We start from the raw sequence: 19685 nt of genomic DNA, 5'->3' as shown, positions 1-19685 counted from the left end.
GTCGGTCAGCGCCCCCAGGCCGCGTGAATGAGCGTTTCGATCTCGCCGTTGACGGCGTTCAGCGATTCGATCGCGCGGTCATAGGTGGCGCGGGTAAAATTCTCGCGTCCGACCTCGTAGAGCGTCTGCTTCGTCAGGCCGGCATCGGAAACCGCGGTGGACTTCACCATGGCCGAGGTCAACACCCGGTCGCCGAAGAGCGAACGCATGAAGCCGACAATCTGGGCCTGCGGCCCGTCGTTCGGCTCGAAGCGGGTGACGAGGTAGCGCAGGAAGTCGAAGTTGAGTTCGCCACCGGCCTCGCGCACGACGCTCAGGAGGTCCGACGTCATGTAGAGAAACTGGTTCATCGAGGCGACGTCGAGCATCTGCGGATGCACGGTGACGACGACGGACGTCGAGGCGCAGAGCGCTGACAGCGTCAGATAGCCGAGCTGCGGCGGGCAGTCGATGATGACGACGTCATAGTCGTCGGCAACGCTCGCAAGGGCGGCCTGCACGCGGGCGAAGAACAGCGGGCCAGCGTCCGTGCCATTGTGACGGGCGCTCAGTGCCTGCGGCGTCGTGTGCTCGAACTCCTGCAGCTCGAGATTTCCGGGCACGAGATCGAGGCCGTCGAAATAGGTCTTGCGGATGATGTCCTTCAACGGCCGCGCCTCGGCGTCGTAGCGGATCGCGCCATAGAGCGTGTCGTTGCCGGTAAGGTCGAGTTCCGGCTGGTAACCGAAGAGTGCGGACAGCGAGGCCTGCGGGTCGAGGTCGACGGCGAGCACGCGGTGGCCGGTCAACGCCAGATATTGCGCGATATGCACCGACGATGTGGTCTTGCCGGAGCCGCCCTTGAAGTTGGTGACCGAGATCACCTGCAGGTGTTCGCCTGCTTCCGCATCGCGCCACTTGAGATAGCTGCGCGCCTTGGCGGCGTTGCCCTTGGCAAGCGCCTGTTCGGCCAAGTGCCGGCGAAGCGCATTGATGTCGGAGAGTGAATAGGAGCGGCGGCCGCCAAGCCCGGTATCGGGCTGCGGGCCTTCACCGGCAAGCGAGAGCTGGCGCAGATAGCCGTCAGAAACGCCGATCAGCTTGGCCGCCTCGCCCGAGGTGAAGCTGCGCAATGTCTTCATCGCCGTCGGCGCGAACAGGCGCTCGCGCATCGCCTTCAACTGTTCGGAAAGCGCGCGGGCATCGGCCGCGATCGCTTCGTCGGCCGGACGGCGTGCCTGGGAGTGACCCGCGTCCTGTCTTGCCTGGGTTGCCGTCATATTCATTCTGCCATACTCCTTGCGCGCGTCAGCGGCCCAACGGCGCCACATCACGCTAACAGAGATTCAATTCAAATACGGCCAATCGGCACTTATTCGGAAAACTCCGTAACAGAGATGCCGGAGCCTGCGATTCGCGTCAAGAGTCTGGCGCCATTCAAAGGCGCGTGCACTCGCCGGGCAGACGTTCCGGACGCCGACAAAACGAAACGCCCGCGGGGTGGCGCGGGCGTTTGCAGGCATCGAAAAAATGATTTCAGAGTTTCGGACCGATATGATCCGGGATCGGGCATTGGTAGGGCTTGCCCTCGGTCTTTTCACGCCACTCGGCCTTTGCCCGTGCCAAAAGATCGGCATCGAGGATCAGGTCGAGGCCGGTCGTGGCCAGTGATTTTGCCGCGTGGGCGAAAGCCTTGTGGGCGGCCGGGCTCTTGCCCTGCGCGACCACCTGCCAGGTGTGCGGCGCCGTGCCGATCGCCCAGGCGGGCGCCCAGCATTGCGCGGTCGGCGTGATCCAGCTGACGTCGCCGACATCGGTCGAGCCGGCGCGGAAATGCGACTGGCCCTCGAAATCGCGAAGGCCGAGATGCAGACCGGTCGAACCGTCCATGCGGCTGTTCGCAAAAACATCGCCCTTGATTTGGTAAAGCCGGATGCTGCTCGAGATTGCTTCCTGCGTCAGCGTCTTCTGGATGTCCTTGGCAAAGGCGATATCGGCCTCGTCGAAGGGAACCGGCCCGAGCGCCACCATGTTGTCGTGGATCGCCGTTTCCAGCGCGATGTTGGGCAGCAGGTTGGTCGCCGCCCGGTCAAAGACGATCTCGACCTCGGTTTCGGTCATCATCGCCGCCCCCTTGGCGATCTTGTCGATGCGGGCAGCGAGCGCTAAGGCCTCCGGCATCTGCGGCGCCCGCACGAGATAGAGCGCCTCGGCGCGGGCCTGGACGACGTTTGCCGCCTTGCCGCCGGCATCGGTGATCGCATAGTGCACGCGGCAATCCTGCGGCATATGCTCCCTCAGGAAGTTGACGCCGACATTCATCAGTTCCAGCGCGTCGAGCGCGCTGCGGCCGAGATGGGCACCGTTCGATGCGTGCGCGGCGACGCCCTTGAAGCGGTAATAGATTTCAAGAACGGCGAGATTGTTGGTCGAGCGTACGCCGTTGAAGGGTGCCGGGTGCCAGGTCAGCGCCGTATCGACATCCGCGAAGATGCCGGCGCGTGCCATGAAGGTCTTGCCGGAACCGCCCTCCTCGCCGGGGCAGCCGTAATAGCGCACCGTACCCGGCAAGTCGTTTTCCTTGAGGTAGCGGGCAAGCGCGACGGCAGCGAGCAGCGAACCCGTGCCGAGCAGATTGTGACCGCAACCATGGCCCGTACCGCCCTCAGTGAGCGCTTTCGCCTCGGCGACGCCGGCCACCTGGCTCAGACCCGCAAGCGCGTCGAACTCACCAAGAAAGGCGATCACCGGCAGGCCCTGCCCGCTCTCGCCGACGAAGGCGGTATCGATGTCCGCCAGTCCGCGCGACACGCGAAACCCATGCTTCTCCAGCATGGCGATCTGCGTCGCTACCGACTTTTCCTCATGAAAACTCAGTTCCGCATGGTCCCAGATCGCGTCGCTCATTTCGGCGAATTCGGGCTTCAGCGCTTCGATCGTGTCGACAAGGGCGGTCCGGGCGGCTGGATTTGGCATCAATCATCCTTTTGCGACGGCGCGGGGCGCGGTCGCATCAGCAGTTTTGTCTAAGGAGGTGCGGAGGGCGACAAACGGCCGCCATCCGCTGGAGAGAAAGGACTACGCCCGCATCAGTCGTCGAGCGTCACTTCCCAGAGGCGGGTGTTGGACTGCCAGACCGGCTGGCCGTGCAGCTTCTTGGTGGCGCCCCAGATGTCGACCATGTCGTACATGAAGATGCCGGGGACCTCGTCGAGCATCAGCTGGTGGAACTCGTCGAAGATCGCCTGGCGCTTGGCCTGGTCGGCCTCGACATAGGCTGCCTTCATCAGTTCAACCGCCTTCGGGTTGTCCCACATCAGCGAGGCGTTCTTGTCCTTGTTGCCGACATAGAAGCTGTACATCAGCGCCGGATCGAGACGCGGCGACACCGACTGCGAGATCACCTGATAGTTGCCGGAGCGGCGGCGATCGACCTGGGTCGCATAGTCGAGCACTTCGATCTGCACGTTGAGGCCCACCTGCTGCATCATCGCCTGGGCGACGACGGCAGCGGGGAAGCTCGGCACGTTGCCGCGCTTGTTGGCGATGATGGTGATCGGCTCGCCGTTGTAGCCGGCATCAGCCAGGTTCTTCTTCGCTTTTTCGAGATCCATCGGGATCTTCTTCTTCTGGACGTCGGAGTAGAAGATCGAGTCGGCCGAGACCATCGATGCGTTGGCTTCGCCGGTGCCGTTGGAAACAGCGGCGACGAGCTGGTCGAGGTCGAGCGCTTCGGCCATCGCGCGGCGAACCGCAACGTTGCTCAGGATCTTGTCGCGGGTCTGGAAGTAAAGCAGGTTCTTGCCGTTGTTGCGCTTGACGATGAGTTGCATCGTGTCGCTGTCCTTGAACTCGGCAATGAGATCGGCCGAGACTTCGGCGGTGTCGAGCGCGCCCGAAAGCAGGCCGGTCTTCACGGTCGAGGCGTCCGGGATCACCATGAACTTGATGCCGTCGACGAGCGGCCGCTTCGAGCCGACCATGCCATCGGGCTTGCCGTCATTGGCGGGTGAGACGTAGTCGGCGTTCTTTTCGAGCCGGACATATTCGCCCTTCTTCCATTCCGCCCACTTGAACGGGCCGGTGCCGATGGGCGCAGTGTAAGCGCCGTCTGCGCCGACGGAATCTTGGGAGACGATGCCGGTGTAGCCGCATTCCGGCCGGGCCATCAGGCCGAGAAAGACGGCCGAAGGCTTCTCGATACTCATGGTGACGGTGGAGGCGTCGGCTGCGGCGACGCTCGTCACCTTGATCGACTTGCTGCCGTCGAAGTCGCCGGCGCAGGTCCACTTGGTCTCCGGCTTCATGTAGCGGTTCCAGTTCCAGACCACGTCTTCCGCGGTCAGCGCCTTACCGTTGTGGAACTTCACGTCGTCTCGCAGCTTGAACGTATAGGTCAGGCCATCGGGCGAAACCTCGAAGCTTTTCGCGAGCAGCGGCTTCACTTCGCCGTTCTCGGCGTAGCCGACCAGACCTTCGACGATGTGGAAGATCACCGAGTCGGTGTTGCCGTCGCGGTTGACGCCGGGCTCGTTGCTGCGGATGTCCGAGCTCTGGGCGACCGTCAGGTCACGCGCATGGCCGAGCGCGATCGCGCTCATCAGCATGGTTCCGGCAAGAAGTATGGTTTTCATGGTTCCTCTCTCTTTTCTGATTGTTGGTGTTGTCGGTTCAAAAGGCGCGCCAGCAGACCTGTGACAGCTTGCCGATGGTTTCGAGCGCGATGGTGTAGCCGGGCGTGCCGTCGGGCATCAGCGCGGGTACGCCGTCGGTGAAGGCGGCGATCGCATAGAGCGGCTTGCCGTCGCGATAGACGACGCCGGCATCCATGCGGCCGCGTTTGCCGCGACCCCCCTTGCAGGCGACGACCGTATCGAAGGGCAGCCGCGAGCGGATGCCATAGCGCAAAACCTGGTTCTTCAGCGTCTGCACAGCGAAGGCGGCGAGCTCGACCGTGATGCCAAGCCTGGCGGCAGCAGCGGCATCGTGCTCGGCGGCGAGGATCAGTTCCAGCAGCATCACCTGGTCGGCAGCCGTCGTCGTCGTGACGTCGGCCAGCGAATGATCGGGTTTGAGCGCCAGCGGCGGAATGAGGAAGCGATGGTGCGTGCCCACCATGCCGAGCGCCTTGCAATAGCCGTCGACCTCTTCAAGCGTCAGCCGCTCGAACACCATCTTGGTGCAGACATTGTCGCTCAGAACCATCATGCCGACGATCGCGTCGCGCAGCGAAATGACGATTCCAGGCGTCAGGTAGCGGAACATGCCGCTCGCCACTTCCTGGGCGAGCCGTGCTTCGTAGGTGATGCGCTCGTCAAGATGAAGCCGGCCTTCTGCCACCGCCTTCAGCGCCGCCATCATGATCGAGGTTTTGCGGGTGCTGGCAGATGGTGTTTCCTCACCCTCGCCACGGCCGATGGTTTCACCGGTCTGGAGATTGCGCACGAGGAAGCGGGTGACGAAGGGCTCCGCGTCGGCGATCGCGTGGAGTTCGGCCGCGATCGCACCGGTCTTGATTTCCGTGCTCATCTCAGGCCTCCAGCCGCCATTTGAGGGTGACGCCACCGGTCTGGTTGAGATCGAGCGCCGGGATCGCCGAAAGCAGCTTGCGGGTATAGGCATCCTTCGGCGCATCGAAGATCCGGTCGCGGTCGCCTTCTTCGATGATGCGCCCGTCCTGCATGACGATGACGCGGTCGGCGACCTGCTCGACGACGCCGAGGTCGTGGCTGATGAACAGGCACGAGAAGCCGTAGCGCTTCTGCAGGTTCGAGAAGAGTTCCAGCACCTGAGAGCGAACGGTTACGTCGAGCGCCGACACCGGCTCGTCGGCGATCAGGAATTTTGGCCGCCGTGCGATGGCGCGGGCGATAGCCACACGCTGGCGCTGGCCGCCCGAGAGCTCATGCGGATAGCGATTGGCGAAATCGGCGCTGAGCCCGACTTCCTCAAGCGTTTCGAGCGCACGGCGACGCTTGGCCGGCGTATCGAGGTCCGGCACCAGCCGCAGCGCTTCCTCGACGAGCGCCTGAATGGTCATGCGCGGATCGAGCGACGAATAGGGATCCTGGAAGACCATCTGGCAGTTCAGCCTATAATCGCGCCAGTCGGCGCTGCGCTCGCGGCCCTGGAACAGGATGTCGCCTTCGGCCTGCTGGACGAGGCCTGCGATGGTGCGGCCGAGCGTCGTCTTGCCAGAGCCGGAACCGCCGACCAGTGCCACGACCTCGCCGACATGGATATCGACGCTGACGCCGTGCAGCGCGCGCTTCGGCTCGTGCCTGCGGAAGAGACCCTTGCGGCCGGGATACTCGACGACAATATTGCGCGCCGAAACCATCGGCGTGCGGGTCATGTCAAGCTCACGCGCAGCACCACGGAACGGCAGCGACGAAAGCAGCTTGCGGGTATAGGGATGCTGCGGTGCTTGCAGGATCTCCTCGGTCAGCCCCTGCTCGACGACGACGCCCTTTTCCATCACCACGAAACGGTTGGTGTAGCGGGCGACCATCGGCAGGTCGTGGCTGATGAGCAGCACTGCAGTGCCCTCGGCCTGGGTCAACTCGACCATCAGCTCCATGACGTCGCGCTGGACGACGGCATCGAGCGCGGTCGTCGGCTCGTCTGCGATCAGCAAGGCTGGCTTCAACAGCATCACCGAGGCGAGCATGATGCGCTGGCGCATGCCGCCGGAGAACTCGTGCGGATAGGCGGTCAACGCCCGCTCCGGCTCGCGTATGCCGACGCGACCAAGCATCGAGAGGATCGCCGTGCGGCGCTCCTCGACCGACATCTTTGTGTGCAGGATCAGCCCTTCCTCGAGCTGCCGGCCGATGGTCATCGACGGGTTGAGCGAGGTCATCGGCTCCTGGAAGACGACGCCGACCTCCCCGCCGCGAAGCTGGCGGAGATCCCGGTCCTTCATGCCGAGCACATCCTTACCCCGGTAGAGGATCGTGCCGCCGATACGGCGGACGGCCGGCGGAATGAGCCCGATGATCGCGCGTGTCGCCAGTGTCTTGCCGGAGCCGCTTTCGCCGACGATGCCGACGATTTCGCCGGGCGCGACGTCAAAGCTGACGTTCTTCACTACCTGGTTGCCGGAGTGAGTGACGGCAAGCGAAAGGCGCTGGACACTGAGAAGAGGATTGCCGGTCATTTCAGGCCTCGCATGCGGGGGTCGAGACGGTCGCGTAGCGCGTCGCCCAGAAGGTTGATGCCGAGCAAAGTGAGAGCGATGCAGAGACCGGGGAAGAAACCGAGCCAGACGGCCTGTTCTATGAAGGGGCGGCCGGCGGCGAGCATGTTTCCCCAGGTGGGTGCCGGTGGCGGCACGCCGAGACCGAGGAAGGAAAGCGCGCTTTCCGAGAGGATCGCCCAGCCGAACATCGAGGTGGCAAGCACCGTGATCGGCGCGACGCAGTTCGGCAGGATATGGCGCAGCATCGTATATATCTCGCCATTGCCCATCACCCGCGACGCCTCGATGAACTCGCGTTCGCGCAGCGACAGCACCGCTCCGCGCACCACGCGGGCCATTGACGGCGTATAGGCGATGCCGAGCGCGAAGATGATGCCGTACTGGTTGGCGCCGAAGACGGCGAGCAGGCCGAGCGCCAGCAGGATGCCGGGGAAGGCCAGGAGCGCGTTGTTGATCGCCATGATCACGCCATCGACCCAGCCGCGCGCATAGCCGCTGACGATGCCGATGAAGGTGCCGAAGACGACGGCGAAGGTGACGGTCAGGAAGCCGATCCAGACGCTGGCACGGGCGCCGACCATCAGGCGGCTGGCGACATCGCGGCCGAACTCGTCGGTGCCGAGCCAGTGCGCTGCACCGGGTGCGGCAAGCCGCGCGGTGAAGCCGAGCGCCATCGGATCATAAGGCGTCCAGAAAAGGCCGATGAGGGCGGTGATGACCAGCAGGCCGATCAGGCCGCCGCCGATGGCGCCGTTGAAAGTGAGCTTTCTCATTCTGCCACCACCCGCGGATCGAAGAGAGGATAGAGGAGGTCGACCACCAGATTGACGACGACATAGGAGAAGGCGACGAGCAGCAGGCAGCCCTGGATCACCGGATAGTCGCGCTGGAAGATCGCATCGACCATTAGACGGCCAAGACCCGGAATGGTGAACACCGTCTCGATGACGGCGATGCCGCCGAGCAGGTTGCCGAGGATCAGGCCAATCATCGTCCAGGTCGGGCCGAAGGCGTTCTTGAAGGCGTGGCGCCAGAGAACGGCACTTTCCGAAAGCCCCTTGGCACGGGCATGGGTGATGTAATCGAGCCGCAGCACTTCGAGCGTAGAGGCGCGGGCCATGCGGATGATCACGCCCATCTCGTGGATGACAAGCGTCATGACCGGCAGCACCAGATAGAGAAGGCCGGCCTTCCAGTTCTCCGAGATCGGCACGTAGCCAAGCACCGGCAGCCAGCCGAGCTTCAGGCCGAAGGCGAGCAGCAAGAGAAGACCGAGCCAGAAGGTTGGGATCGACAGAAGCACGGTCGCCGAACCGACAAGCGCCAGGTCGGTCAGGCTGTTCTGCCGCCAGGCGGCGATGACGCCGGCCGGAACCGCGATCAGGCTCGCGAGAAGCACGGCGATGACGACGATTTCGGCGCTGACGAAGAAGCGGCTGACGACCAGATGCAGCACCGGCTCGCCGGTGACGATCGAGGTGCCGAAATCGCCGGAGAGGATGTTGCCGGCCCAGATGACGAATTGCTCCGGGATGCTGCGGTCGAGACCGAGCTCCGCGCGCAACGCGGCAATCTGCTGCGGTTCGGCCATATCGCCGAGCATCAGCGCTGCCGGATCACCGGGAATGAGGCGGATAAGCGTGAAGACGGCAACCGAGACGATCACGATCGTCGGTATCGCCATCACGAGACGATTGAGAATGAATTTGATCATGGGTTCCCCGTACTGAGGCAGGCCGCACGCGTTACCGCGATTCTCCTGCCCGTCGGCTCTCTTGTTGCAGGGACTATGATCGATTGGAAAAAATCGTGCAATATTATGAGTAAATGTCATACCTCTATGAAAAGGGCATGCAACTTCATCGCGACCGGGTGGGCGCTGCCCGGCTGCTCGCTGGCGAGGAAGCCGGCGCGATCGCGCCGGCTTCCGTCAGGTCAGATGAAGAAAATCGGCCAGTTCGCGGGCGGCAGCGCCTCCTGCCCGGTTCGCACCGATGGTGGAAGCCGACGGCCCGTAGCCGACGAGATGGATGCGCGGGTCTTTTGCCACCTGAGTCGCCAGCCGACCGGTCATCAGGATACCGCCGTCAGCATTGCGCAGTTGCAGCGGCGCCAGGTGATCGAGCGCGCTTCTGAAGCCGGTGCTCCAGAGGATGACGTCGACGGCCAGTTCGCGCCCGTCGGACCAGCGCACGCCGTTTTCGGTCATTTCGGCAAACATCGGCTGGCGCTCGAGCGCGCCGCGTGCACGTGCGGCCATGATCGCAGGTGTCACCGGAATGCCCGTCACCGAGACGACCGAGCCCGGCGGCAGGCCGCGGCGAACCCGGTCCTCGACCATGGCTACGGCGGCGCGTCCAACCTCTGGCGTAAACGGTTCGTCGCGGAAGGCCGGCTCCTCCCGCGTTACCCACGTGGTCGATGTCACCTGCGATATTTCATCGAGCAGCTGGATGGCGGAGATGCCGCCGCCGACGACCAGCACATGCTGCCCCGCGAATTGCGCTGCCGACTGATAATCCTTCGTGTGCAGCTGGTGCCCCTTGAAGCGCTCCGCTCCCGGATAGGGCGGGATATAGGGGGCCTCCCAGGTGCCGGTCGCGTTGATGATGCCGCGGGCAGCATAAGCCCCGTCGTCCGTCTCGACCCTGAAGCGCTCGCCCCGGTCACACACGACCTTGACGGCCACCGGCCGGCGGACCGGCAGACCGAATGCCTTCTCATAGGCGCCGTAATACTGCGGCACGGCGACGGCCGCGTGAACCTCGCCCTTGCTGGTATCGACCGCTTCGGAAAATCTCATGCCGGGAAGATCGTGAATACCGTTGACCGTATTCAAGGTCAGCGACGGCCAGCGAAACTGCCAGGCCCCGCCCGGCTGCGGCGACCGGTCGATGACGACATATTGCCTGTGAGGCGCCAGCCCGAGCCGGCCCAGGTGATAGGCCGAAGACAATCCCGCCTGCCCGGCGCCGATGACGACGATGTCGATCTTGCGGGCCACGCGCGCATGCGTTTCGACATCGACAGGCTGAGCCGCATCCGTCATGGTGCGGCCCGAAGCAAAAGCCTGTCAGTCCTTGCCAGATCATCCACGGCGGCGGCCCTATGCAATTGCCGCTGCGAAGATCGCCGCAAGTTTTTCGATGCCGATCTGGTCGTCGCGGTCGAAGCGTGCAGGCTCCGGGCTGTCGAGATCGATGACGCCGATCACCCGGCCGTCACGCCGCACCGGAACCACGAGTTCCGAGCGCGAGGCCGCATCGCAGGCGATGTGCCCCGGAAAGGCATGGACGTCTTCCACAAGGATCGAGCGGTCTTCCTTGACGGCCGTTCCGCAGACCCCGCGGCCGACGGCGATGCGCACACAGGCAGGCTTGCCCTGGAACGGTCCCAGCACGAGTTCGTCGTCGGTTTCGAGGAAATAAAACCCCGCCCAATTGAGGCTCGGCATGGTCTGGAACATCAGCGCCGACGTATTGGCCGCGTTGGCGATCAGGTTCGGCTCGCCATGAAGCAGCGATTCGAGCTGCTGGGCCAACTCCGCATAGAAAGCGCGCTTGTCGCCTGTGTCGATGGTGGCTGCCTGAAACATGATCTTATCCGCTCTAATGTTCGTATCGGCCGGCAATGTAGTGTCGCGCCCGTCCCATTGCCAATGGCCGCAACCTTGAGGCCATTGTCTCACGGCTGCTGCGAAGCGGCGACCTGCCTTTTGAGGCAGTCAATCATGGCTTGGGCTGCAAGCGACAGCGGTACGCCAGCCGCCGTCGCGACGCCGAAATCCTGGGTGAGGTGCGGCGAAAACGGACGGATCTCGATCGGTAGGTGCCGGTGCAGATTGGCAAAGAAGCTGCTGATGATCGCGACCCCAAGGCCGTAGGCCGCGTAGGCGCAGGCCGAGCTGTTGCTGTGGGTCTCGATCTTGACCTTTTGCGGCACGCCGGCCTTGCGGAAGATCTCGTCGAGCATGACCCGCGTCGGCCGGCGGCGGCCGATCAGGATCAAGGGCACGCCGCGCAGTTCCTTCGGCGTCACGGTTTCGTGCTGCGAAAGCGTGTGCCCCTTTTCCATGACGCAGACGCTGAGGCCGGTTGCGACCGGCTGCATTTCGAGACCGGCGCTCAGCTGCCCCTCATAACGCAGGAAGCCGAAATCGATGATGCGCTGCTCGACGAGGCGGGCGATCGCAACGGTCGTGTCGAAGAAGGTTTCGACGCGCACGCCGGGAAAATCCTTGGCATAGTCGGCGAGCATCGCCGGGGCGAAGGTCTCGGACATGCTGTTCGGCAGGCCGATGCGCACGACCTCTGGGCCGACTGCGCCGCTGCGCAGGTCCTGCGCCAGATTGGTGAACCGGTCGATGCCGAGCAAGATATGCTCCGCATCCTCGGCGAGCTTCATCGCCTCGGGCGTCGCAATCAGCCGGCCCTTGTCACGGGCAAAAAGCGTCAGCGACAGCTCTTCCTCGAGCTGCTGCAACAGCCGGCTGACGCCGGACTGGCTGAGCCCCATCGTCTTGGCGGCCGCAATCGTCGATCCGGTCGCCAACAGCGTGCGCAGCACTTCCAATTGTCGAAAATTCACGCCGCCCCCGGTCCGCTCGAACATCCGCTTGCTCTCCCCTCGTGTTTACGGGAAGGCGATGCTTCAAGGAAGGGGTCGGCAAGGTGCGGGGAAATCCGTGACGGATACCCGCCGGGAACGAGGAGCGCGCACGCGCGCTCCTCTGAGGTCACCGGTCTCACGCGCTGGCGTGGACCGGATGGTTGAAGCGGTCGGCGAAGATCTCGATCGAGCCGCGACCGAAGCTGCGCAGCTGCCGCCGCGTCAGCACCGACATGACACGCGCGGCCGTCGAGACGGTCATGGCGTCGAGCGGCCCTTCACCGCTCCACGGCTTGTTCAGTCGGTCGGTTACGATGCCGATGAGGTTTGCCGGCATGATGTCGCTGCAAGGTTTCATCCAGTCGAAGACCTCGCTGATGGGAATGCGCTTGCCTTCGAACGCAACGATGGGCTCGGGCATGTTGGCGCCCCAGTCATCATAGGCCTCCAGAGCATCACGAAACAGGTTCTGCAGCGTGATGGAGGCGTGCCCTTCATGGAGAGCAGGCAGGAAATTCGTCATTTGTGTCTCCTTCAGTGGTTAAGGCCGGGAAACGCGAATGGCCAATTCTGTCAGCATATGTTTGTGTTCGTGCCGGGTGGCCGATACTCTGGGGCCACACGACGGGTCAAACTGCAGGCGATGAGGCAAATGCACAAATCGGGCGATGGTTCCGTGAGCCGCAGTCAATTTTGGCGGGAAATCGGTGAGCATACACGCCGCCGACCGTCACCAGGGTCCTCTTCCCTGACCTTCCCCCGAATCGATCTTACCCATCCCGACCCGAAGGTAAACACCAAGTCGCCATCAAGGCCGAAACGAAATACTCAAATCGATAATTTCTATAGAATATACTATCTTACCCGATCAGGCCAGATAATTCACTGATATGCACCTCAATCGACAGGGAGCAGTCACATGGGAACGATCTCGCGGCTTTCCGAGAAAACTAGAGCCCCGGCGCACCGGATCGAAAGCGAAGAGGAAGCGCTGTCGATCGCGCGTGAGCTGGCGGCGGAATTTGCAGGGAGTGCCAACGAGCGGGACACGGATCGCATTCTGCCCTTCGACGAGCTCGATGCGCTCGCCCAATCCGGCCTGCTGGCGATCACCGTGCCGCCGGAGTATGACGGCATAGACGTCTCCAATGCCGTTCTTGCCGAAGTCACCGCCATCCTTTCGGAAGCGGATTCCTCGATCGGCCAGATCCCGCAGAACCATTTCTACATTCTCGAGGCGCTGCGCACCGATGGCACCGAGGAGCAAAAGGCCTTTTTCTTCGGCCGGGCGCTTGCCGGCGACCGTTTCGGCAACGCCCTTTCGGAGCGTGGCACGAAAACCGTCGGCGACTATGAGACCCGGCTTTCCTCCGACGGCCCCGGCTTCCGTCTGAACGGGCGCAAATATTATTCGACCGGCGTGCTGTTTGCCGAATGGATCGTCATCTTCGCCCTTGATCCGAACGACAAGCTGACCATGGCCTTCGTGCCGCGCGGCGCGGAGGGCTTGCAGATCATCGACGACTGGGACGGCTTCGGCCAGCGCACGACCGGCAGCGGCACGACCGTGCTGCAGAACGTCTATGTGGCCGCCGATGCGGTGGTGCGCCATCACCGCGGCTTCGAAAGGCCGACGACGATCGGTAGCGTCGGCCAGATCATCCATGCCGGCATCGATCTCGGCATTGCCCGGGCAGCCTTTGCCGAAACCCTCGACTTTGTCCGCAATCATGCGCGCCCCTGGATGGACAGTGGCGCCGAACGGGCGGCCGACGATCCGTTGACGATCGCCCGCATCGGCCAGCTTGCCATCCGCCTGGAGGCGGCAACGGCCACGGTGGAGCGTGCCGGCAAAAAGGTCGACGTCGCCCAGATCAACGGTACCGAGGAAAGCGTGATCGAAGCGACGCTTGCCGTTGCCGCGGCAAAGGTCCTGACGACCGAAATCGCCTTGGAAGCGAGCAACACGCTCTTCGAACTCGCCGGCACCGCATCGACGAAGATCGGCCTCAACCTCGACCGCCATTGGCGAAACGCCCGCACCCACACGCTGCACGACCCGGTGCGCTGGAAGCATCACGTTGTCGGCAACTACCACCTGAACGGCATCAAGCCGCCGAAGAACGGCGCACTCTGAGCCCATCGACCGCGCGCGATCGTCCCGAGGCGTGACCGGCGCTTTGGGCAACGCCCAACCTTGCCCGAAGGAGAGCCCCATGAGCCGCGAAATCCGGCTGAATGCCTTTGACATGAACTGCGTCGGCCACCAGTCGCCAGGGCTCTGGACCCATCCGCGCGACCAGTCCTGGCGCTACAAGGATCTCGATTACTGGGTGCATCTGGCAAAAACGCTCGAGCGCGGCAAGTTCGACGGCCTGTTCATCGCCGACGTGCTGGGCGTCTATGACGTGCTGAACGGCAATGCGGATGCAGCCCTTCGGCATTCGGCCCAGGTCCCGGTCAACGACCCGCTGCAACTGGTGCCGACCATGGCCTACGAGACCGAGCATCTCGGCTTCGGGCTGACGGCGTCGCTCTCCTTCGAGCATCCCTATACCTTCGCCCGCCGCATCTCGACGCTCGACCATCTGACCCGGGGGCGTGTCGGCTGGAACATCGTCACCTCCTACCTCAACAGCGGCGCGCTCAACATCGGCCAGGCGCAGCAGGCGCGCCACGACGACCGCTATGATCTCGCCGAGGAATATCTGGAGGTCTGCTACAAGCTCTGGGAAGGAAGCTGGGAGGACGGCGCCATCGTGCGCGATCGGGCAAGCGGTATCTTCACCCATCCGGAAAAGGTGCATCCGATCAACCATCACGGCCGCCACTTCACTGTTCCCGGCATTCACCTGAGCGAACCGTCGCCGCAGCGCACGCCCGTGCTCTACCAGGCCGGCTCTTCGAGCCGCGGCAAGGACTTTGCCGGGGCGCACGCCGAATGCATCTTCGTCGCCGCGCCATCCAAAACCGTATTGAAGCGCTATGTCGCCAATGTCCGCGAGGCAGCCGCGCGCGCCGGCCGCAACCCACGCGAAATCCTCGCCTTCAATCTGCAGACGGTGATTCTCGGCGAAACCGACGCGGAGGCGAAGAAGAAGTTCGACGAATACCGCAGCCACGTGTCCTACGAGGGTGCCCTGGCGCTGATCTCCGGCTGGACAGGCATCGATTTCGGCCAGTTCGCCCCGGACGAGCCGCTTCGCCACCGTTACACCAACGCGGTGCAATCGGCCGTCGAGACCTTTACGACCATCGACCCGGACCGGGTGTGGACCGTGCGCGAAATGGCCGACTGGGTGGGTATCGGCGGCTTCGGCCCCGTCTTCGTCGGCTCGCCCTCGACGGTCGCCGATCTCCTGCAGGAATGGGTCGAGGACACCGATGTCGACGGCTTCAACCTTGCCTATGCCGTCACGCCCGGGACCTTCGAAGACGCCGTCGACCTGCTGGTGCCGGAACTGCAAAGGCGCGGCGTCTACAAGACCGGCTACCGCGAAGGCACGCTCCGCGAAAAGCTCTTCGGGGCCGGTCCGAGGCTTGCAGCGCCGCACCCGGGCGCCGGCTATCGCGACCTCGCCGGCCAGCGGCAGGCGATCGCGGCCTCCGCTTAAGCGAAGACATCAAAGAAACGCCGCCGGAACCTTTGTTCAGGCGGCGTTTTTCTACGCACAGTCACTCTGTGCGTCAGGTTCAGCTATAGAGGCTTACCGGCGGGATCCGTCCGTTGAGCGCAAAGTCGCCGACCTCGCGCGCCTTGTAGGCGACCGGGTCATGCAGCGTGTGGGTGCGGACATTGCGCCAGTAGCGGTCGAAGCGATAGTGCCCAGCCGTGGCGCGCGCGCCCATCAATTCGAACACCCTTGCCGTCACGTCGAGCGCCACGTGGGTGGAATGCACCTTGGCCGCATAGGCCTCGATCGCCGCCGCGCCCCGCCCCTCGGCCGTTACCGAGCTGCCCTCGGACAAGGCCGCTTCGACCGCTGCCGCAGCCGCATCGGCCAGCGCAACCGACGCCTTCAGGTTCGTCTGGAGCTCGCCGATCGCCTCAAGGATATAGGGGTCGTCGCCGGCACGCTCGACGCCGGACGTCACCCAGGGACGCGTTGTGCTGCGGACGTAGTCGAGCGCTGCTGCCAGCGCCCCCTGCGCCGTGCCGAGATAGAAATTGACGAAGACGAGCTGGATCAGCGGCGTGTTGAAGGTCGCCTGCACCGGTGGCGGATCTAAGGGTTCGGCAAGCGCCTGGATGAAGTCTCGCCCATAAACCGGAAAGTCGCGGAACTCGACGCTGCCGCTGTCCGACAGGCGCTGGCCGATATTGTCCCAGTCGTCGTTCGCGATATAGCCGGGACGGTCGGTGGGCACGACGAAATTGGCGATCTTGCCGTCGAGTGTGGCATTGACGTTGATGCGGTCGGAGACATGCGCGCCGGTCGAAAACGTCTTGCGGCCGTTCAAGACGTAGTGCGCGCCGCGCCGCTCGAGCGTCAGGCCGGGGTCGCGCGGGTTGACGGCTGCACCCCAGTAGAGCTGCCGCTCGACCGTTTCGGCGCCCAGCACCCAGGCTTGCCGGGGATCGGCGGCGGCCCAATAGACGTATTGGCTGTTGACGTAGTGGTAGCCCAGCAATTGCCCGATCGAGCTTTCGCCGCGCGCGACGATGCGCACCAGCCGCAGCCCGTCGATCCAGCTCAAGCCGGCCCCACCGATCTCCGGCGAATGCAACGCCGTCAACAGACCAGCCTGGCGGAGCGCCTCGATCTCCTCGCGCGGCGGCGCGCCCACCCGGTCGAGTTCGGCGCCCCGACGGGCAAGATCGGTTGACAGCGCCTCGGCACGGGCAAAAAGCTCCCGTCGCCTTTCGTCATGTTCGGCGTTCACCGGCGCCGGTTCTCTGAGGAAGTGTACGTTGCTCATCCGCCTCTCCTTGGTTGAGGCGTAATAATGAACTTATTCTATAGACAATGACAGCAAATGGATTTTGACTTGGGCGGAAGCCCGAGAAAGTCTTACCTGTCACCCGGTGCCGCCCACGCGCCGGCGGCAAACGGGGCCATCGCGCTCAGGCACTATTCCGGGAAATGCGATAGACGCTGGCAGGCGGCAGGTTGAGCGGCACCCAGCGCCGAAAGGAGGCCTTGAGCCCAAGCTCGCCCAGAACCTGGAGCGAGATCGGGCATCGCGGTCCATAGGTGAACTGGAACAGGCTTCCATCCTCGGCAAGGTGATGAAAGACCGAGGCGAGGATCGCCCGCACGGTCTGCGCCGGCATGGACAGAAGTGGCAGGCCGCTGATCGCCGCCCCGACGGACTTCACCGCCGGCAGGGCCAGGTGCTGGGCGTCGCCCTCGATCAGCGTCGCGCTCGGGAACCGCTCCCGCAACAGCATGGCGAAAGCCGGATTGCGCTCCACCAGGATGAGATTGTCCTCGTAAACGCCGTTGCGAAGCAGTGCCCGCGTGAAGGCTCCGGTGCCAGGCCCAAGTTCGAGCACATTGCCGGAGAGCGGTCCGATCTCGGTGGTCATGGCGACCGCCAGCCGTCTGCTCGAAGGCGCGATCGCCGCGACCTCCAGCGGTCTCGCCGCCCAGGATCTGAGGAAGAGCAGGAAATCCGATGCCGTTTTCTGTTTGGTCAAGTCGCGCCTCCGTTGTTGCAACGGTGCCTGGTATCGCTCCTTGTCGGATGCCGCGCATTAACCCGGGTTAACCCTGGTGTCGGCCTCCGCCCGCACTCGCTTGGCGATGCGGCTGAGGCCGACCGGGGTGATGCCGAGATAGCCGGCGAGGTCCTTCTGCGGCACCCGTGCGACCACCTCCGGTTCCTCGACGAGCAGTGCGCGATAGCGCTCCTCGGGATCAAGCGTCAGGAACTGGCGTTCACGGCGCTCCTTGCGCTCGGCAAGCATCATCAGCGCACTTCGGATCATCCGCGACCAGCCAAGGTCGGTGTCGGCCAGCGCCTGCAGCGTCACGAACGGAATTCTCTCGAGGCGGCTCTCCTCGACCGCAATTGCCGAAAAGCTCGCCCGCCCGGCGGGCACCAGCGCCGAGAGGCTCGCAAAGAACCGCCCTTCGATGGCGAAGGACTTGATCCACTCCTCGCCATTGGCACGCAGATAAGTGAGCTTCACCAGGCCGCGCTCGATCACATAGACATAGGGATGCGGCTCATCCTGATGGAAGACCGTTTCGCCAGCCCTCACGCTGCGCACCTGCATCGCCTCGGCCAGGCGCTCCGCCTGCGCCAGCGGATGCCGGGCGATGCGCTCGAACAGCGAAATCGCAGCGCCCTCTCCGCGCTTAACTTCGGTTAATGCCATCCCCGTCCTCCCGTTGCAGATTCGACTGCGCAACAACGGGAAATAGATCACATGGCACGCTACGTCGTCACCGGGGCAAGCTCGGGAATCGGCAGGGAGATCGCACTGCAACTGGCCGCGAGGGGGCACGATGTCTTAGCACTTGGCCGCGACCGGAGCGACTGGAGGACTTGACGCTGCGAAACCGGAGGATCGAAACGCGGGTGCTCGATCTCTGCGATCGGGCCGCAACCATCGCCTGCAGAGCCAAGATGGCGGGCGATCCGATCGACGGTCTCATCAACAACGCGGCCATCCAGCACAATGTCCGGTTCGACGACCCGCATTACGACGCCGGACAAATCGCGGACGAAGTCGATACCAATCTCGTCGCGCCGATGCTGTTGTCGCGGCTGCTTCTGCCGAAGACGCCCGGGCGCCCCTTCGTCATCGTCAATGTCGGCTCAGCACTCGCCCGTTATCCGAAAACGACGGCGGCGGTCTACAGCGCCACCAAGGCGGGGCTGCGCATGTTTTCGGATGCACTTTCCGTCCAGCACCAGGCAGGCGCAGTCAAAGTGGTTGATGTGGTGCTGCCGCTCGTCGATACCCCGATGACATCAGGGCGGGGAAAGGACAAGGTCAGCGCGGCCTATGCGGCGAAGGAAATCCTGCGTGCGCTCGAGCCGGGCGGGCCCCGCATCCATGTCGGCAAGGCGCGATTGCTGCGCCTGCTCGAAATCATAGCGCCGCCTGCAGCCGCCGCGATCATCAGAAAGCTGTGACGCTGCAGTTCCGCGATTGTCCCGCCGCGTCTCGCGATCTCAGGCACCCAGTAAAGAACGGATGCGCGGAGGTCAGCCGGCCTCAGCGTCCCTCAAGGCGACGATCTCGGTCGCGTTGTCGTTGGCGGCGAACTGCTCCAGCGTCATGTTGTCGAGGATCGAGGCGATCGCGTCGCGAACGTTGCTCATCGACTTGCGCACATGACAGTTGACCGGATCGGCACAGTCGTCGCAGGCCTCGAACGCGGTGCGGCTGGCGCAGCGGATCGGTGCCAGGGGACCGTCGAGCGTGCGGATGACCTGGCCGATGCGGATGTCGGAGGCTGGCCGGGAGAGCGAATAGCCGCCGCCCGGGCCCTTCTTCGAGCGCAGGATGCCGGCATTGCGCAGTTCGAGCAGGATCGCGTCCAGGAACTTTTTCGGAATATTGTTCCGCGTGGCGATCTCGGTGATGAAGGCGGTCTCTCCGGGCTCCAGTTGAGCCAGGTCGACAAGGGCCTTGAGCCCGTATTTTCCTTTTTTGGTCAACATGTCACTTCACTTTCCTGAACAAGGAAAGCAGCCACAACGCCCCTTCCCGCGGCATTTACCGGGGGTAACGGGTTGTGACGGCCGCACTCTTTCGCTTAGGATGTCCTACACCCAAACTGCACCATTCTCAATAAAATACGTCAGTTACTGCATAGATTTAGTGATTTTAGAAGGCGCTTTTATGGCAGGGGGGAGAATTTCCGCTCCCTTGAGAAGGTGGTTTTGCCTCAAGAGCCAGCAGTCGCTTGCCTCGGACGCCGCGAAACCCGACGCCGGA

Annotated in this window: 17 protein-coding genes and 1 pseudogene; 3 read left to right on the top strand and 15 right to left on the bottom strand. The window is 63.7% G+C overall.

The annotated features are described in order from the left end of the window. Nucleotides 1–5: 5 nt before the first annotated feature. The 11 genes from repA to OVA00_RS05640 form a co-directional block, all read right to left on the bottom strand. Complete coding sequence (gene repA / locus OVA00_RS05690; RefSeq protein ID WP_034805794.1) at nt 6–1265, bottom strand: plasmid partitioning protein RepA; 1260 nt, start codon at nt 1263–1265, stop codon at nt 6–8. Nucleotides 1266–1515: 250 nt separating this feature from the next. Then, complete coding sequence (locus OVA00_RS05685; RefSeq protein ID WP_060601676.1) at nt 1516–2955, bottom strand: M20 family metallopeptidase; 1440 nt, start codon at nt 2953–2955, stop codon at nt 1516–1518. A 113-nt stretch (nt 2956–3068) separates the two neighbouring features. Beyond that, a complete protein-coding gene (locus tag OVA00_RS05680; protein ID WP_060522021.1) occupies nt 3069–4613 on the bottom strand; it encodes an ABC transporter substrate-binding protein in 1545 nt (514 codons plus the stop codon). A 37-nt stretch (nt 4614–4650) separates the two neighbouring features. Further along, on the bottom strand, nt 4651–5508 hold the full coding sequence (locus OVA00_RS05675) for a serine hydrolase (protein WP_034805783.1): 858 nt from the start codon (nt 5506–5508) through the stop codon (nt 4651–4653). A 1-nt stretch (nt 5509) separates the two neighbouring features. Then, nucleotides 5510–7138 (bottom strand): ABC transporter ATP-binding protein, encoded by a 1629-nt coding sequence (locus OVA00_RS05670; protein ID WP_034805780.1) that lies wholly within the window; start codon nt 7136–7138, stop codon nt 5510–5512. Next, entirely contained in the window at nt 7135–7953 is an 819-nt protein-coding gene (locus OVA00_RS05665) for an ABC transporter permease (protein WP_034805777.1), read from the bottom strand. The genes OVA00_RS05670 and OVA00_RS05665 overlap by 4 nt, the downstream gene beginning before the upstream one ends. Next, a complete protein-coding gene (locus OVA00_RS05660; protein ID WP_034805773.1) occupies nt 7950–8894 on the bottom strand; it encodes an ABC transporter permease in 945 nt (314 codons plus the stop codon). Before OVA00_RS05660 ends, OVA00_RS05665 begins: the two co-directional genes overlap by 4 nt. Nucleotides 8895–9110: 216 nt before the next feature. Continuing rightward, entirely contained in the window at nt 9111–10229 is a 1119-nt protein-coding gene (locus OVA00_RS05655) for an NAD(P)-binding domain-containing protein (RefSeq protein ID WP_060530441.1), read from the bottom strand. Between the two features lie 57 nt (nt 10230–10286). Next, entirely contained in the window at nt 10287–10775 is a 489-nt protein-coding gene (locus OVA00_RS05650; RefSeq protein WP_034805770.1) for a GAF domain-containing protein, read from the bottom strand. A gap of 89 nt (nt 10776–10864) precedes the next feature. Further along, nucleotides 10865–11767 (bottom strand): LysR family transcriptional regulator, encoded by a 903-nt coding sequence (locus tag OVA00_RS05645; protein WP_034805970.1) that lies wholly within the window; start codon nt 11765–11767, stop codon nt 10865–10867. Between the two features lie 157 nt (nt 11768–11924). Next, nucleotides 11925–12311 (bottom strand): hypothetical protein, encoded by a 387-nt coding sequence (locus OVA00_RS05640; RefSeq protein ID WP_034805768.1) that lies wholly within the window; start codon nt 12309–12311, stop codon nt 11925–11927. A gap of 396 nt (nt 12312–12707) precedes the next feature. Here OVA00_RS05640 and OVA00_RS05635 point away from each other — a divergent pair, with 396 nt between their 5' ends. Together OVA00_RS05635 and OVA00_RS05630 are read left to right on the top strand one after the other, a co-directional pair. Then, nucleotides 12708–13925, top strand: a complete 1218-nt coding sequence (locus OVA00_RS05635; protein ID WP_060522015.1) for an SfnB family sulfur acquisition oxidoreductase — start codon at nt 12708–12710, stop codon at nt 13923–13925. 79 nt (nt 13926–14004) lie between these two features. After that, entirely contained in the window at nt 14005–15402 is a 1398-nt protein-coding gene (locus OVA00_RS05630; protein WP_159415789.1) for an LLM class flavin-dependent oxidoreductase, read from the top strand. Between the two features lie 79 nt (nt 15403–15481). On the opposite strand, the gene OVA00_RS05625 is transcribed toward OVA00_RS05630, so the two are convergent. The 3 genes from OVA00_RS05625 to OVA00_RS05615 all read right to left on the bottom strand — a co-directional run bounded on the left by OVA00_RS05625 (nt 15482) and on the right by OVA00_RS05615 (nt 18113). Beyond that, nucleotides 15482–16708 carry an acyl-CoA dehydrogenase family protein gene (locus OVA00_RS05625; protein ID WP_268088320.1) on the bottom strand — a complete coding sequence of 409 codons (1227 nt, stop codon included), beginning with the start codon at nt 16706–16708 and terminating at the stop codon, nt 15482–15484. A gap of 145 nt (nt 16709–16853) precedes the next feature. Next, entirely contained in the window at nt 16854–17429 is a 576-nt protein-coding gene (locus OVA00_RS05620) for a class I SAM-dependent methyltransferase (RefSeq protein WP_090296873.1), read from the bottom strand. Between the two features lie 57 nt (nt 17430–17486). Then, a complete protein-coding gene (locus tag OVA00_RS05615; RefSeq protein WP_268088319.1) occupies nt 17487–18113 on the bottom strand; it encodes a Crp/Fnr family transcriptional regulator in 627 nt (208 codons plus the stop codon). A 51-nt stretch (nt 18114–18164) separates the two neighbouring features. On the opposite strand from OVA00_RS05615, the pseudogene OVA00_RS05605 reads away from it, so the two are divergent. Continuing rightward, a pseudogene (locus OVA00_RS05605) lies at nt 18165–18877 on the top strand (SDR family NAD(P)-dependent oxidoreductase). Between the two features lie 72 nt (nt 18878–18949). Here OVA00_RS05605 and OVA00_RS05600 read toward each other — a convergent pair. Continuing rightward, nucleotides 18950–19408 carry an RrF2 family transcriptional regulator gene (locus OVA00_RS05600; RefSeq protein WP_060522010.1) on the bottom strand — a complete coding sequence of 153 codons (459 nt, stop codon included), beginning with the start codon at nt 19406–19408 and terminating at the stop codon, nt 18950–18952. Between the last annotated feature and the right edge of the window lie 277 nt (nt 19409–19685).

Source organism: Ensifer sp. SL37 (assembly GCF_026672675.1).
Lineage (GTDB): Bacteria > Pseudomonadota > Alphaproteobacteria > Rhizobiales > Rhizobiaceae > Ensifer > Ensifer adhaerens.
Note: the sequence above shows the minus strand (reverse complement) of the source record. Positions and strands in the feature narration are given on the sequence as shown.

What these genes read in the sequence shown, in the direction of transcription:
- repA (WP_034805794.1), bottom strand. Translation starts at nt 1,265, where the DNA reads ATGAATATGACGGCAACCCAGGCAAGACAGGACGCGGGTCACTCCCAG.
- OVA00_RS05685 (WP_060601676.1), bottom strand. Translation starts at nt 2,955, where the DNA reads ATGCCAAATCCAGCCGCCCGGACCGCCCTTGTCGACACGATCGAAGCG.
- OVA00_RS05680 (WP_060522021.1), bottom strand. Translation starts at nt 4,613, where the DNA reads ATGAAAACCATACTTCTTGCCGGAACCATGCTGATGAGCGCGATCGCG.
- OVA00_RS05675 (WP_034805783.1), bottom strand. Translation starts at nt 5,508, where the DNA reads ATGAGCACGGAAATCAAGACCGGTGCGATCGCGGCCGAACTCCACGCG.
- OVA00_RS05670 (WP_034805780.1), bottom strand. Translation starts at nt 7,138, where the DNA reads ATGACCGGCAATCCTCTTCTCAGTGTCCAGCGCCTTTCGCTTGCCGTC.
- OVA00_RS05665 (WP_034805777.1), bottom strand. Translation starts at nt 7,953, where the DNA reads ATGAGAAAGCTCACTTTCAACGGCGCCATCGGCGGCGGCCTGATCGGC.
- OVA00_RS05660 (WP_034805773.1), bottom strand. Translation starts at nt 8,894, where the DNA reads ATGATCAAATTCATTCTCAATCGTCTCGTGATGGCGATACCGACGATC.
- OVA00_RS05655 (WP_060530441.1), bottom strand. Translation starts at nt 10,229, where the DNA reads ATGACGGATGCGGCTCAGCCTGTCGATGTCGAAACGCATGCGCGCGTG.
- OVA00_RS05650 (WP_034805770.1), bottom strand. Translation starts at nt 10,775, where the DNA reads ATGTTTCAGGCAGCCACCATCGACACAGGCGACAAGCGCGCTTTCTAT.
- OVA00_RS05640 (WP_034805768.1), bottom strand. Translation starts at nt 12,311, where the DNA reads ATGACGAATTTCCTGCCTGCTCTCCATGAAGGGCACGCCTCCATCACG.
- OVA00_RS05635 (WP_060522015.1), top strand. Translation starts at nt 12,708, where the DNA reads ATGGGAACGATCTCGCGGCTTTCCGAGAAAACTAGAGCCCCGGCGCAC.
- OVA00_RS05630 (WP_159415789.1), top strand. Translation starts at nt 14,005, where the DNA reads ATGAGCCGCGAAATCCGGCTGAATGCCTTTGACATGAACTGCGTCGGC.
- OVA00_RS05625 (WP_268088320.1), bottom strand. Translation starts at nt 16,708, where the DNA reads ATGAGCAACGTACACTTCCTCAGAGAACCGGCGCCGGTGAACGCCGAA.
- OVA00_RS05615 (WP_268088319.1), bottom strand. Translation starts at nt 18,113, where the DNA reads ATGGCATTAACCGAAGTTAAGCGCGGAGAGGGCGCTGCGATTTCGCTG.
- OVA00_RS05600 (WP_060522010.1), bottom strand. Translation starts at nt 19,408, where the DNA reads ATGTTGACCAAAAAAGGAAAATACGGGCTCAAGGCCCTTGTCGACCTG.